The organism is Serratia sp. MYb239 (assembly GCF_002966855.1).
GTDB classification, from domain to species: domain Bacteria; phylum Pseudomonadota; class Gammaproteobacteria; order Enterobacterales; family Enterobacteriaceae; genus Serratia_B; species Serratia_B rhizosphaerae.
In genome coordinates, this window is the sequence record NZ_CP023268.1 from 4,049,867 (window position 1) to 4,063,985 (window position 14,119).

The window sequence follows — 14,119 nt, forward strand, 5'->3', positions numbered from 1 at the left end:
AACTTCTAACTCCGTACGCGTGGTTCTGCTAAAGAAAGTGTACAACGGTAAACCCTATTACATTTTGACAGCCTATCCAATTATCAGATAAGGGAATGTATGGCATCTCAAACACCTAACCTTGGTACTCTGGTCCGTGTTTTTTTCGGACAAGATTGCGATTTATTCGGGGAGTCCGTAGAGGAGATTCTTGAGTCTTACAGGGACACCGAAAATGTTATGACTGTGCAAAAAACAGTGAATGAAGCCCAAATGTTTCTGGGTTTATACCCGGATGATACGCAACTTGAGTTTGCCTTTATAAACCTAGCTGAAGGGGAATTTTCTCCAACAGCATGGGGATACTCCACCCGGAGGTTCCTCGAAAAAGTCATTCAAACCTTGAGTAAAGGTCATGGGTAACTTTTCCGCACTCAGAACATCTGATACAAATTTATTTCGGACAGGATAGCTGCGAAATCACAGGGGCGACAACCCTTCCCAGCGTTATAGAGGTTTCTATCTTCAAGACAACCCATCATCGAAGATCGATACCTTGATCGCGGATATCGTCGAATTTGAAGAGACATATCCAGAGTCGATTGATGAGGAATTCAGTGCTCGATGGGGGAACGATGTGTTGCCAGAGCTATGGGGAACAACGGCAAAGGATTTTTTTGGAACAAATTCGGCTATTAGCCCCGCAAGTCACCAGTTGGTCCACTAAGCAGACCTCCCTTGAGTGACCAGGGCGGCAGTGTGTGAGCAAAAAGCAGGCAGAATGATGGGGCACGACCTTTTTCCGTGTACCCAAGGGTGTACACAATAAAAAAACAATAGAATCAAAAAACCAATACACAAAAACCTAGATACCGATACTCAACGAATAGATTGCTCGTAAGTCTGTTTTCTGAAACGCCAGGACTTATACGCCAGACCCGCAGGGACGGTGAACCAGCCGATTAACAAGACAAATAAGCCGGCAACTACGCCTGATAAAGCACTGCCAACGGAACCCAAGACCAAGGCTATCAGACAGACAGCAAAAACACCCAATGTTACCCACACATTGATCAAAAATCGGTTTGCCAAGTCTGAAACAATGACATCCATGGTTGAGCCATAGTTGGCACTATTATTCCTGAGCTTCTGTATGTCTTTCGCCGTAAAACCTGACCTCAATAATGCTTCTTCAGTTATCGCCACATCACCACCTCCTATTGCCTCTCAGTATACCGCTATCCTGACAAAAAAAAACCGACCAGAAGGCTAATGCTGACCGTACGGGAGTATGAGAAAGATCGGACTAAACAGGTAAAATATCCCTTTGAAAACAATGCTGATAGCCTTAAGTGCCCGGCATTACGGTAGGCCGGGCACTTGAGGAGAATCCGGCGGAGCCGCTACGCGGTCTGCCTGCGCAGCAGATAGACGAAATACGGCGCGCCGATAAAGGTCGCCAGCAGGCCGGCCGGGATTTGGTAAGGGAACAGCACCATCCGTCCGCACCAGTCGGCAAACACCATCAGCAAACCACCCAGCAGTGCGGCAATCAGCATCTGCGGCAGCGCGCGGCGGAAGCCCAGCATACGCGCCATATGCGGCGCCATCAGGCCGACAAAACTGAGCGGGCCGACGGTCAGCGTCGCCATCGCGGTCAGCGTCGCCGCCAGCAGCAGAATGCTCAGGCGCACCGGCGTCAGCGCGATGCCGACCGAACGCGCCGTCGCGCCGCCCAGCGGCAGGATGGTCAGCCAGCGGCGGCACAGCGGCGCCAGCAGCACCAGCAGCGCGGCAATCAGCGCGGTGCGGATCGCCTGCGCCCCGGTTACCGCATAGGTCGAGCCGGAAATCCAGGTCAACAGGCCGCCCATACGCGGGTCGCCGCTGGCCAGCAGCAGATAGATGGTGGTGGTGAACGCGGTGCTGAGCGCAATCCCCGCCAGCAACATCCGCTCAGTCGAGAAGCCGCCGCGTCCGGCGACCACGGTAATCACCAGCAGCGTCAGCGCCGCCCCTAGGCTGCCCGCCGGCAGCAGCCAGACAAAGGCATCGCCCGGCACGATAAACATCATCACCACCACGCCGAATGCCGCGCCGGAGCTGATGCCGAGCACTTCCGGGCTGGCCATCGGGTTGCCGGTCAGCTTTTGAATCAGCGTCCCCGCCACCGCCAGCATCACGCCCGCCGCCAGCGCCGACAGCACCCGCGGCCAGCGCCACGGCCACAGCGATTCAAACTCCGTGCCGACGCTCCAGTGCCAGCCGGCGGCGTTTTTCCCCAGCATCAGCGCCACCGCCAGCCCGGCCAGCAACAGCGCGCCGCCCAGCACCAGCCAGCGCGGCAGATGCTGACGCTCGGCCGGCACCCGGTCGCCCAGGTTCATCGGCGGCGGCGTAGCGGCGCTGCGCAGGCGCGGCAGCAGCCACAACAGCAGCGGCGCGCCAATCAGGGCGGTGGCGGCGCCGGTCGGAATTTCACGCCAGACCAGCGCCAGCCACACCATCAGCTGGTCGGTCAGCCACAGCAGCAGCGCCCCCAGCAGCGGCGCCAGCATCATCCGATGCGCCAGCCGGCGCGCCCCCAGCATTTTGGCCATCAGCGGCGCGAACAGGCCGATAAAGCCGATCACCCCCACCGCATTGACCAACATGGCGCTGAACACGATCGCCAGCGCCAGCGCGCTGAAGCGGGCAAGCGCCAGCCCCAGTCCCAGGTTGCGCGCGACGCCGTCATCCAGTCCCAGCAGGGTCAGCGGGCGGATCAGCAGCGCGGCCAATAAGGCCGCCAGCAGCAGACGCGGCAGGATAAACTGCACTGCGCTCCAGTCCTGCTGGTTCAGCGAACCGGTGCTCCACAGGAACAGCCCCTGCAGCTGTTCATAGTTAAACAGCGCCAGCAGGCTGCTGACCGCGCCGCAGTACAGCCCCAGCACCAGACCGGCCAGAATCAGTGTCACCGGCGACATCCGCTTGCCCCAGGCCACGCCGAACACCAGCGCGCCCACCACGATCGCACCGGCCATCGCGGCCAGCTGTTCGGTCAGCTCGCCGCCCGGCAGCATCCACAGCGTGGCGATAGTCAGCCCCAGCTGCGCACCGGCTGAAACGCCGAGCGTCGCCGGCTCGGCCAGCGGGTTGCGCAGCACCTGCTGGAACAGCACGCCCACCAGCCCCAGGCCGGCGCCGGCCAGCAATGCAATGCACAGGCGCGGCAGCAGGCTGTAATGGAACACCATCTGCTGCACGTTATCGATGTCCGGCGCCCGCAGCGCCTGCCCCCACTGCGCCAGCGGCAGCTGCTGCAACAGGTTAAAGACGCTCAGACCGCCGGCGGCGGCCGCCAGCAACGCCAGAAGCGCGATCGGTAAAATACGCAGTCTGTGATTCATGCGCGCGCCTCCTGTGCCTGTTCCAGCAGTCGGCAAAAGCGCATAGCAGACAGCGTGGCGCCGTACAGCCAGACCGCCGGCACCCGACGCAGCTGCTGCTGACGCACAAACGGCAGCGACTGCCACAGCGGCGTCGCGCTCACCTGCGCCAGCATCCGCTGATTGCCGTGATCGAAATAGATTGCCCGCGCATTTTTCACCGCCGCCAGACGTTCAATACCGACGATCGCCGAGCCCCAAAAGTTGGTCTCCCCTGCCCAGGCGTTGGCGATGCCGAGCTGGTCCATCACCTGCTGGAACAGGCTCTGATGGCCGATCACCAGCGCGTGGCGGTTATCGATCAGCGAGAACAGCAGCAGCGGCTGGAGGGTGTAATCCTGCAGCCGCCGGCGCGCGTCGCTGATGAAGGCGTCAAAGTGCTGCAGATGCCGCTCGGCGCGGCTTTCCAGCCCCAGCCGCTGCGCCAGCTGACGCAGCGAGTTTTTGGCGACGGTCAGCGGTTTGCCGCTGCCGTCGTTAAAGGCGAACTCCATGGTCGGCGCAATCGGCGCCAACAGCTGCGGCGACGGGCCATAGCCCTGCGACAGCAGCACCAGCGACGGCTGCAGCTGTTGCAGCAGCTCCAGATTGGGTTCGGTGCGCTGGCCGGCGTCAACCACCGTCGCCGGCAGAGCCGGCTCACGCACCCACAGGTTGTAGTTATGAATATCGGCCACCGCCTGCGGCGTTACGCCCAGCGCCAGCAGCAGTTCGGCCGGCAGCCATTCCAGCGCCACAATGCGCCCCAGATCAGGCGGCGCGGCAGCGCGGCCCGGCAGCGAGGTCAGCAGCGGCGACAGCGCCAGCGCCGCCAGCAGGCGGCGGCGGAAGGGATCAAAAGACATATCATGCATCAGTAGACAAAGCTCACCGGTGAACCGCCGCTCGGATGCGGCAGCGTGCCCATCGGAATGCCGTAGATCTGCTCCAGCACCGGCCCCTGCATCAGTTCCAGCGGCGCGCCCTGAGCGATCATTTCTCCGCCGCGCAGCGCCACCAGATGGTCACAGTAGCGGGCGGCCATATTGATATCGTGCAGCACCGCGATCACCGTCAGGCCGCGCTCGCGGCTCAGACGCTGAATCAACGCCAGCACTTCCACCTGATGGGCGATATCCAGCGCCGAGGTCGGCTCGTCCAGCAGCAGGCAGCGGCTGTCCTGCGCCACCAGCATCGCCAGCCAGGCGCGCTGACGTTCGCCGCCGGACAGGCTGTCCACCAGCCTGCCGGCCAGCGGTTTTAAGCCCACCAGCGCGATCGCCTCTTCAACGTGCTGACGATCGGCGGCGGAAAAGCGTCCCAGCGCGCCGTGCCACGGGTAACGGCCGATGGCCACCAGTTCGCGCACCGTCATGCCTTCGGCGGCCGGCAGTTGCTGCGGCAGATAGGCCACTTCGCGGGCGAACGCCTTGCTGTCCCACTGCGCCAGCGGCGTATCGTTCAGCAAGACCTGCCCGCCGGTCGCCGCCTGGTGACGGCCGAGAATTTTCAATAGCGTGGATTTACCAGAGCCGTTATGGCCGATCAGCCCGCAGACCTTGCCGTGCGGAAAGGTCAATGACAGCGGTTGCAGCAGTATGCGGCCGGGGACGGCGAAGCTCACGTTATCCAGCGTGAACGTCGCCTCTTGGAGAAGATGTTTATCCTGCATAGGCCCTATTTTTACCCGGAGCAGCGCGGCCGCTCCGGGGTTGTCCGGTTAGAAACGGAAAGTTGCGGTCGCAACCACCTGACGTTCCGCGCCCCAGTAGCAACCGTAGGTATTGAAGCAGCTGGAGACGTACTCTTTATCAAACAGGTTGTTGATATTAATGCCAACGGATGAACCCGGCAGGTTGAATCGTGCCAGATCGTATTTCACCGCCGCATCGACCACCGTGTAGTCTTTCACTTTAAAGGTGTTCGCTTCGTCGCCGTAGCTGGAGCCGACATAGCGCACGCCGGAGCCGAGCGTCAGGCCGCTCAGCGCGGTTTCATGGAAGGTGTAATCCGCCCACAGCGACGCCATATGTTTCGGAATCGCCGCCGGCGTATGGCCCTGATTGGTGGTGTCTTTGGTGTACTCGGCGTCGGTATAGGTGTACGAGCCCAGCACGTTGACGTTGGCCGACAGCGCCGCCTTGGCTTCGACTTCTACGCCGCGGGAACGGATTTCACCACCCTGGATGCTGAACACCGGGTTGTCCGGGTAGGCCACCTTGTTGTTGGTCTTGGTCAGCTGGTACAGCGCCACGCTGGCGGTGATCGGCCGGTTCTCCGGCGCATATTTCACCCCGGCTTCATACTGTTTGCCCTTCGACGGCGAGAACGGTTTGCCGAAGGCGTCGGTGCCGGCGGTCGGTTCAAACGACTCGCTGTAGCTGAAGTACGGCGCAATGCCGTTGTCGAACACATAGTTCAGCCCGGCGCGGCCGGTAAACTCACTGTCGTTCTGCTCGCTGCGCGTATTCTGCGCCGCGCGGTTGGTGGTGGAGGTCTGGCTCCAGTCGTAGCGGCCGCCCAACGTCAGCACCCAGTTGTTCCATTCCGCCTGATCCTGCAGGTAGAGGCCGGTCTGTTCCTGACGGTTCACCTGGTTGGCGCTGCCGTTGATGGTGTAGCTGTCGTTGCCGTAGTTCGGCGCCACCACGTTGAGGTTGGACGCCGTGCCGTATTCATACACGATATCGTTGCGCATACGCATATAGTCGACGCCCATCAGCAGGGTGTGATCCACATCGCCGGTGGCGAATTTGGCCTGCGCCTGGCTATCAACCGCAAAGCTGGACAGATGCTCTTTGGAGTTCATCACGCCGCGCGTCAGCTCGCTCGGGTTGGTCGGGCTGATGCCGAGGCCGTAGATGGAGCGGTAGTCGACGTCCATCTTGGAGTAGCGCAGGTTCTGCCGCACGCTCCAGGTGTCGTTAAAGGCATGCTCGAAGCTGTAGCCGATCATCTGCTGCTTGCGCGAGATGTTGTTGTAGCCCGGCTCGCCGTCGTTAAAGCTGGTCGGCAGCTTGCCGTTGACGCCGTTTTCCACCGTGCCCTCTTTCGGCAGCCAGCCGTAGTAGCCGACGTCAGGATCGTCCTGGAAACTGCTCAGCAGGGTAAAGGTGGTGCGATCGTCCGGCCGCCAGCTGAAGGAAGGCGCGATGGCATAACGCTTGGATTGTTCCCCCACCTGCTGCTGGTCTTCGCTGCGCGCCAGCCCGGTCAGGCGGTAGGAGTAAACGCCGTCGTCGTCCAGCGTGCCGCCGAAGTCAAAGCCGGTCTGGAACAGGTTATCGGTGCCCATCTTGAACTGCACTTCACGCAGCTCTTCGCCGGTCGGCCGTTTGCTGACCAGCGACACCAGACCGCCCGGGTTACTTTTACCGTACAGGACGGAAACCGGCCCGCGCAGCACTTCGGCGCGCTCCAGGAAATAGGGATCAACCTGATAGATCGAGTAGTTGTCGTCCTGCAGTTTCAGGCCGTCCAGATAGAGATTGGTGCCGACCGAGCTGAAGCCGCGGATATTGACCGAGTCATAGGCGGTGGACGCGCCGCGGTTGCCGACCATCACGCCCGGCGTGTAACCCAGCGCGCTTTTCACCGTCTCCGACTGGCGCATCTCCATCTCTTCGCGCGTTACCACCGAGACCGACTGCGGCGTTTTCACCAGCGGGGTATCGGTTTTGGTGCCGGTGGCGCTGTGCTTGGCGGCATAGGTGCCGACCGGGCCCCAGGCGCTTTCCTGCTGCCGGTTACTGCTGCCGACCACGGTCAGGGTATCTTCTTTTGCTCCGGCCGCTTTATTCTCGGCGGCCTGCACCGACAGGCTGAGGGCGCTCAGGGCGGCGGCGATGGCTATCGCGCTGCCGCGCACGGGGAAACGGTTGAACGCCGTTGGTGATGGTGATGGACGCTTGGTAGCCATGTTAGTTTCTCTGATGTATTTAAATGAAGAATGTAAACGATAATAATTATTATAAGCGTCGCATTTTATGCAGAAGGGAAGTTTAACTGCAAGCGCATTTCGGCGCGCTAATCCACGGCCGTCACCTGATTCAGCCCCGTTAACCCTATGGAAATAACTTAAGCGGAAAAATAAAAAAACCCGCAACGTCCGTTACGGGTTTTTAGCATCGGCGCGCCGCCGGTCGCGGCCGCCGTTATCGCTGCGGCCTTACTGGCCGAACATATCCTTGATCCAGCCGGCGACACCGTCGGAGCCTTTCTGCTCTTCTTGCGTCTGCTGTTCCTGTTGCTGTTGCTGCTGCAACGCGGCCTGGCTGGCCTGACACAGGCCGTCCGGGTTATCGGTCCACACCGGGATGGTGCGCCAACCGCCCCCGCCGCACAGGAAGTTACCGTCGGAATCAATGCTCATCTGGTTGATCCCTTCCGGCGCCTGCAGCTGCAACGGCAGCGGCGTCTGGTTTTCCAGATAGCGGCGATACAGCGTCAGCGCGCCGTTGGAGCCGGTCAGCTTGGCCGGGCCGTTGTTATCGCGCCCAACCCAGGCGATCGCCACTTCCTTGCCGTCAACGCCGGCAAACCAGCTGTCGCGCAGATCGTTGGTGGTACCGGTTTTCGCCGCCAGATGATAGTTCGGGAACTTCACCGACAGTGAACGCGAGGTACCGCGCGCCACACCCTGCTGCATGGCGTACAGCGTCAGATAGGCCGCCTGCGCCGGTACCACTCGCTCCGCCTGCGGGAAGCTGCGGTACAGTACGCTGCCGTCTTCGGCAATCACCGAACGCACCGCAGACAGCGGCGCACGGTTGCCGCCGCCGGCAATGGTCTGGTACTCCTGCGCCACTTCCATCGGCGTCAGGCCGATAGCCCCCAGCAGCATGGACGGCACCGGATTGATTTCCGACTTCGGAATGCCCAGGCGCTGCAGCGTGGCGCTGATCTGATCCAGCCCGACAGCCATCCCCAGATTTACCGTCGGCACGTTCAGCGAGTGCGCCAGCGCATCCACCAGCATCACCTTGCCGCGGAAACGGCGATCGTAGTTATTCGGCTGCCAGACGCTGCCGTTCGGCTGCTTGAGCGACAGCGGCGCATCCGCCAGCCAGGTGTTCAGGCGGTACTTGTCCGGCTCGGACAGCGCGGTCAGATAGGTCGGCGGCTTGGCCAGCGACCCCACCAGACGGCGGGCCTGCAGCGCACGGTTAAAGCCGGCGTACTGCGGTTCGGCACCGCCGACCATCGCGCGGACTTCCCCGCTGAAGCGGTCGACGATCACCATTGCCGCCTCCAGATCTTTCACGTGACGCGCAGCGCGCAGCGCCGGCACGCCGGCTTCCACCGCTTTCTCCGCCGCGTCCTGCGACACCGGATCCAGAGTGGTGAAGATCTTCACGCCGGACAGGTCATTCACCTTGTCCCCCAGCTTGCTCTGCAACTCCTGACGCACCAACTGCATAAAGGCCGGCTGCGGTGTGATCACCCCGCCCTTCGGCTGAACGCCCAGCGGACGCGCGCTGAGCATGTTATACAGCTCCGCGTCAATCACGCCCTGGTTCTGCAACAGCTTCAGCACCAGGTTGCGGCGCTCCAGCGCCAGTTTCGGGTTGCGCCACGGGTTGTACAGCGACGCCCCTTTCACCATCCCCACCAGCAGCGCCTGCTGGTCGAGGCTCAGCTCATCCACCGGACGGCCGAAGTAATACAGGCTGGCCAGCGGGAAGCCGCGGATCTGGTCGCTGCCGCTCTGGCCGAGGTACACCTCGTTCAGATACAGCTCCAGAATGCGGTCTTTGCTGTAACGGTAGTCCACCAGCAGCGCCATATAGGCTTCATTGGCCTTACGCCACAGCGAACGCTCGTTGGTCAGGAATAGGTTCTTCACCAGCTGCTGGGTCAGGGTACTGCCGCCCTGCACCGCGCGGCCGGCGGTCAGGTTAGCCAGCACCGCACGGCCGATCGAGTAAGGGCTGATGCCGTCATGCTCGTAGAAGTGGCGGTCTTCGGTGGCAATCAGCGTGTCCACCAGCAGATCGGGGAAGCCGCTGCGCGGTACGAACAGACGCTGCTCGCCGTTCGGCGACTGCAGCATGGTGATCAAGCGCGGATCCAGGCGGAAGAAGCCGAAGCTGCGCTGGTTATCCAGGTTTTCGATCTTCGCCAGACGGTTATTCTGGAAGTCGAGACGGGCGCGAATCTGCCCCTCTTTACCGTCAGGGAAATCAAACGGACGGCGCAGCATCTCAATGCTGTTGGCCTTCACGGTAAACTCGCCCGGGCGCGTCATCCGGCTGACCTGGCGGTACTGCATCCCCTCCAGCAGCTTGACCATTTCGCCTTTGCTGTACGGCATGCCGGGTTCCAGGTTGACCATACGGCCATACACCGCCGCCGGCAGCTGCCAGACCTTGCCGTCGATGCGGCTGCGGATCTGCGAATCCAGATAGACGCCGTAACCGGCCAGCAGCACGGCGATCACCAGTATGATTTTCAGCATCAAGCCGAGCCAACGGCGTTTCTTACGAGGCGGCGCGGCCTTTACCTTACGCGGCATGCGTTCTTCCTCGTCGTTATATTCATCATCGTCATACTCATCCTGAAAGTTATTTGCTTGGTAGTCATCATCGTCGTCATCCAGACGACGGCGCGGCGGCCTGCGCGGCGCGCTGCGCTTGGGTGGTTTCCCTTTGCGCCCGATGGGCTCGCGGTCATCCCCGGCCATTGCTGTTACTCTCCACGCTGCACGGCCAGGATGGCCGTGAAAGTTTGTGCTTAATCTGTTCCCGCATCAGCCGGCTGAACAGAAGAAACATCCGAATTCAGCTACTGATACTTCTTGGTGCGCCGCGTCGGCAGCGCATTGGCCGGGTCATCGGGCCAGACGTGCTTCGGGTAGCGCCCTTTCATCTCTTTTTGTACTTCCCGGTAGGCGCCCTGCCAGAACGCCGCCAGATCGGCAGTAATCTGCAGCGGCCGGTGCGCCGGAGAGAGTAACTCAAGCACCACCGCGATGCGACCCTCCGCCAGCATCGGGCTGTGCCGCTCGCCGAACATCTCCTGTAAACGCACCGGCAGCAGCGGCGGCTTGCCGGCCTCATAGCGGATCGGCAGGCGGCTGCCGGTCGGCACAGTGTAATGAGTGGGCAGCGCATTATCCAGCCGCTGTTTTTGTTGCCACTCCAGCAGGTTGCCCAGCGCCTCGGCGAGATTGACCTGCCGCAAACCGCGCAGATCGCGCACCCCGCCGAGCGCCGGCAGCAGCCACTGCTCCAGCCCCGCCAACAGCGCCTCGTCGTCCACCGCCGGCCAGTTGGCCTCCGGCAACCACTCCCGGGCGCACTGCAGACGCGCGCGCAGCTGGCCGGCGGCGCCCTCCCAGTTCAGCACCGATAAGCCCTGGCCACGCACCCAGTCGACCAGCGCCTGCTGCAGCTCCTCATCCGCCGGTTTCGCCAACGGCCGGGCGCGCAGCGTCAAACGGCCAATCTGCAGACGCTGCCAGGCGCGCAATGTGCCTTTTTCCTCATCCCACTCCACCGCGGTGCGCTGGTGGGCAATCTCCGGCCGCTGCGCCGCCAGCCGTTCGACGTCCACCGGCAGCGCCAGCAAAATGCGCGCATCCGGGCTGTTCGCCCCCTGCAGCAGCGCCGGCGCGATCAGCCACGGCGCGCGCGACAGCGCCTCGTCCTGGTTCATCGCCGCCCCCATGCCGTTTGCCAGCAGGTAGCGGCCGTCCTGCCCGCGACGCTGGGCAATGCGGTCGGCAAAGGCGTGCGCCAGCAGCTGCGGCGCCAGCGTGGCGTCCACATGGCCGCCGCGCCCCTTCAGGCGCTGCGTCAGTTGGCGGGCGCGCCGCTGCCAGTTCGGCTGCGGTCGGCTGAGCCAGTAATCCATATCCAGCTGTCCGCTGCGCGGCGGCTCTTCCAGCAGGGCGGCCAGCAGCGCGGCGGTCGCCAGGCCGTCCTCCCCCAGCGCCGCGCCGGCGCACAGCATCGCCGCCAACCGAGGTTCACAGCCGAGCGTCGCCATCCGGCGTCCGTCTGCCGTCAGCCTGCCCTGTTCATCGGTGGCGCCCAGCGTCTGCAACAGCCGCTGAGCCGCCGCCAGCGCCGCAGTCGGCGGCAGATCCAGCCAGTTCAGCTGGCCGGCGTCAACGCAGCCCCACTGCAGCAGCTCCAGCCAGAAAGCGCCGAGATCGCTGTGCATGATTTCCGGCTCGGCGTACTCGGCGGCGCGCTCGGCCTGCTCTTTGGCACACAGATGCCAGCAGACCCCCTCCTCCAGACGACCGGCGCGCCCTGCGCGCTGCACCATCGACGCCTGACTGATGCGCTGCGTCATCAGGCGCGTCAGGCCGTTACGCACATCGTAGCGCGCCGTGCGTTCCAGACCGCTGTCCACCACCAGCCGGATGCCCTCAATCGTCAGGCTGGTTTCGGCAATATTGGTCGCCAGCACCACCTTACGCCGCCCGGCGACGGCCGGCTGAATCGCCCGCTGCTGCTGCGCCAGCGGCAACGCGCCGTACAGCGGGCACAGGTCGACATCGCCGGCGACTTCACCCTGCAGACGCTCCATCACCCGCTGAATTTCCGCCACGCCCGGCAAAAACAGCAACAGCGAGCCAGGCTGCTCCGCCAGCAGGCGTTTCACCGCCGAGGCGACGCCGTCCTCCAGCCGCTGATGACTGGCCAGCGGCTGATAGTGGCGCGCCACCGGGAAACTGCGCCCCTGCGATACCACCACCGGCGCGTCCGGCAGCAGCTGCGACAGACGGGCGTTATCCAGCGTCGCCGACATAATCAGCAGCTTCAGATCGTCGCGCAGCCCCTGCTGCACGTCCAGCAGCAGCGCCAGCGCCAAATCAGCCTGCAGGCTGCGTTCATGAAACTCATCCAGAATCACCAGCGAGACGCCCTGCAGCTCCGCGTCCTGCTGCAGCATGCGGGTCAGAATGCCTTCGGTGACCACCTCCAGACGCGTCTGCGGCCCGCTTTTACTTTCTGCGCGCATGCGGTAGCCCACCGTCTGGCCCGGCTCCTCACCCAGCTGCTGCGCCAGGCGATAAGCGACGTTTTTCGCCGCCAGACGCCGCGGCTCCAGCATGATGATTCGCCCCGGCAGGCCAGCCTGCCGCAGGATCTGCAGCGGCAGCCAGGTGGATTTACCGGCGCCGGTCGGCGCATGCAGCAACACCTGCGGCGCGCTGCGCAGCGCGGCAAGCAATTCATCCAACACCTGGCTGACGGGCAATAAAGACACAAAACGCTCCACGGGGTAGTTAATCAACGGCGCTCATTGTAGCATTGCGCCCAGAGATTCATTCAGTTACCGAGGAAACATGTCCAGTTCGCGCCGTCTGTTTTTTGCCCTGCCCTTACCGGACAGCCTGCAGCAGCAGGTCATCCGCTGGCGCGCCGACGCCTTTGCGCCGCAGGACGGCCGACCGGTTGCCGCCGCTAATCTGCACCTGACGCTGGCGTTTCTCGGTGAGGTCAGCAGCCAGAAAGAGGCGGCGCTAAAAAGGCTGGCGGGACGCATCAGCCAGCCCGGATTCAGCCTGCAGCTTGACGATCTCGGTCACTGGCCGCGCCCCGGCGTGGTCTGGCTCGGTTGCAAACGCGCGCCGCGCGGGCTGCTGCAGCTGGCGGAGATGCTGCGCTCGCAGGCGGCGCGCAGCGGCTGTTATCAGAGCCCGCTGCCGTTTCACCCGCATATCACCCTGCTGCGCGCCGCCGTGCGCCCGGTGGCGCTGCCGCCGGCCACGCCAGGCTGGAGCCTGCCGGTCACGCATTTTTCCTTATACCAGTCGTCGTTTGACAACGGCCGCACCCGTTACCACCCGCTGGAACAGTGGGCGCTCAGTTAGGACAGACACCGCATGCAATTTACGCCACCGCTGCAATCCGCCACCCTGATTAAACGTTACAAGCGCTTTCTGGCCGACGTCGTCACGCCGCAGGGCGAAACCTTTACCCTGCACTGCGCCAACACCGGCGCCATGACCGGCTGCGCCACCCCCGGCGATACCGTCTGGTATTCCACTTCGGACAACCCCAAGCGCAAATACGCCCACAGCTGGGAGCTGACGCACACCCAACAGGGGGATTGGATCTGCGTCAATACCCTGCGCGCCAACGCGCTGGTGCGCGAGGCAATTGAGCGCAATTTAATCAGTGAATTATCTGGTTACAGTAAAATTGGCAGCGAAGTGAAATACGGCAGCGAAAACAGCCGTATCGATTTGTTATTACAGGCAGAAAATCGGGTTAACTGCTATATTGAAGTTAAGTCTGTCACGTTACTGCAACAACAACGTGGTTACTTTCCTGACGCCGTGACGCTCAGGGGCCAGAAGCATCTGCGCGAGCTGCAAAACGTGGTCGACAGCGGGCAGCGGGCGGTCTTGTTTTTTGCCGTGTTACACAGCGGTATTGACCAGGTCGCCCCGGCTCATCATATAGATGCGCATTATGCGGCACTGTTGGCTCAGGTTCAGCAGGCGGGAGTAGAAGTGGTGTGTTATGGGGCTAAATTATCACCTGACGGTATCAGTCTCACCGATAAGTTACCGTTTTTTATCGATTAGATAGTCAGGCCGCCAATAAATCGGCTGCCGATTATTAGATCGCCAAATACGCCTTCCTTCACACCATTGTCAAGCGGGCGACAGGAATAATTGCCAACCTACTCACCATCTGTTATTTATAGCGGCCTGTTTTTCCCCCGCATTGGGGATTCGATAGTGCGTGTGTATGTAGGAGAAGCAA

Annotated in this window: 11 protein-coding genes; 4 read left to right on the forward strand and 7 right to left on the reverse strand. The window is 62.2% G+C overall.

The features are described from left to right. Positions 1-99 precede the first annotated feature (99 nt). Positions 100-402: a contact-dependent growth inhibition system immunity protein gene (locus tag CLM71_RS19390; RefSeq protein WP_105232445.1), complete on the forward strand. Its 303-nt coding sequence runs from the start codon at positions 100-102 to the stop codon at positions 400-402. 133 nt (positions 403-535) lie between these two features. After that, a complete protein-coding gene (locus CLM71_RS24330; RefSeq protein WP_232251610.1) occupies positions 536-706 on the forward strand; it encodes a hypothetical protein in 171 nt (56 codons plus the stop codon). Between the two features lie 152 nt (positions 707-858). On the opposite strand, the gene CLM71_RS19400 is transcribed toward CLM71_RS24330, so the two are convergent. The 7 genes from CLM71_RS19400 to hrpB all read right to left on the reverse strand — a co-directional run bounded on the left by CLM71_RS19400 (position 859) and on the right by hrpB (position 12,611). Beyond that, entirely contained in the window at positions 859-1,185 is a 327-nt protein-coding gene (locus tag CLM71_RS19400; RefSeq protein ID WP_105232446.1) for a hypothetical protein, read from the reverse strand. Between the two features lie 197 nt (positions 1,186-1,382). Next, positions 1,383-3,371, reverse strand: coding sequence for a Fe(3+)-hydroxamate ABC transporter permease FhuB (gene fhuB / locus CLM71_RS19405; protein WP_105232447.1), 1,989 nt, complete (start codon positions 3,369-3,371; stop codon positions 1,383-1,385). Continuing rightward, positions 3,368-4,264 (reverse strand): Fe(3+)-hydroxamate ABC transporter substrate-binding protein FhuD, encoded by an 897-nt coding sequence (gene fhuD / locus CLM71_RS19410; protein WP_105232448.1) that lies wholly within the window; start codon positions 4,262-4,264, stop codon positions 3,368-3,370. Before fhuD ends, fhuB begins: the two co-directional genes overlap by 4 nt. After that, positions 4,264-5,061, reverse strand: coding sequence for a Fe3+-hydroxamate ABC transporter ATP-binding protein FhuC (fhuC, locus tag CLM71_RS19415; RefSeq protein ID WP_105232449.1), 798 nt, complete (start codon positions 5,059-5,061; stop codon positions 4,264-4,266). The genes fhuD and fhuC overlap by 1 nt, the downstream gene beginning before the upstream one ends. Before the next feature lie 48 nt (positions 5,062-5,109). Continuing rightward, a complete protein-coding gene (gene fhuA, locus CLM71_RS19420) occupies positions 5,110-7,308 on the reverse strand; it encodes a ferrichrome porin FhuA (RefSeq protein ID WP_105232450.1) in 2,199 nt (732 codons plus the stop codon). A gap of 249 nt (positions 7,309-7,557) precedes the next feature. Then, the gene (gene mrcB, locus CLM71_RS19425) at positions 7,558-10,071 is read right to left on the reverse strand and encodes a bifunctional glycosyl transferase/transpeptidase (RefSeq protein WP_105232451.1); all 2,514 of its coding nucleotides are present in this window, start codon (positions 10,069-10,071) and stop codon (positions 7,558-7,560) included. A gap of 101 nt (positions 10,072-10,172) precedes the next feature. Continuing rightward, complete coding sequence (gene hrpB / locus CLM71_RS19430) at positions 10,173-12,611, reverse strand: ATP-dependent helicase HrpB (RefSeq protein ID WP_199776389.1); 2,439 nt, start codon at positions 12,609-12,611, stop codon at positions 10,173-10,175. Between the two features lie 79 nt (positions 12,612-12,690). Here hrpB and thpR point away from each other — a divergent pair, with 79 nt between their 5' ends. Next, on the forward strand, positions 12,691-13,218 hold the full coding sequence (gene thpR / locus CLM71_RS19435; protein WP_105232452.1) for an RNA 2',3'-cyclic phosphodiesterase: 528 nt from the start codon (positions 12,691-12,693) through the stop codon (positions 13,216-13,218). A gap of 12 nt (positions 13,219-13,230) precedes the next feature. Beyond that, the gene (gene sfsA, locus CLM71_RS19440; protein ID WP_105232453.1) at positions 13,231-13,938 is read left to right on the forward strand and encodes a DNA/RNA nuclease SfsA; all 708 of its coding nucleotides are present in this window, start codon (positions 13,231-13,233) and stop codon (positions 13,936-13,938) included. The last annotated feature ends 181 nt before the right edge of the window (positions 13,939-14,119 follow it).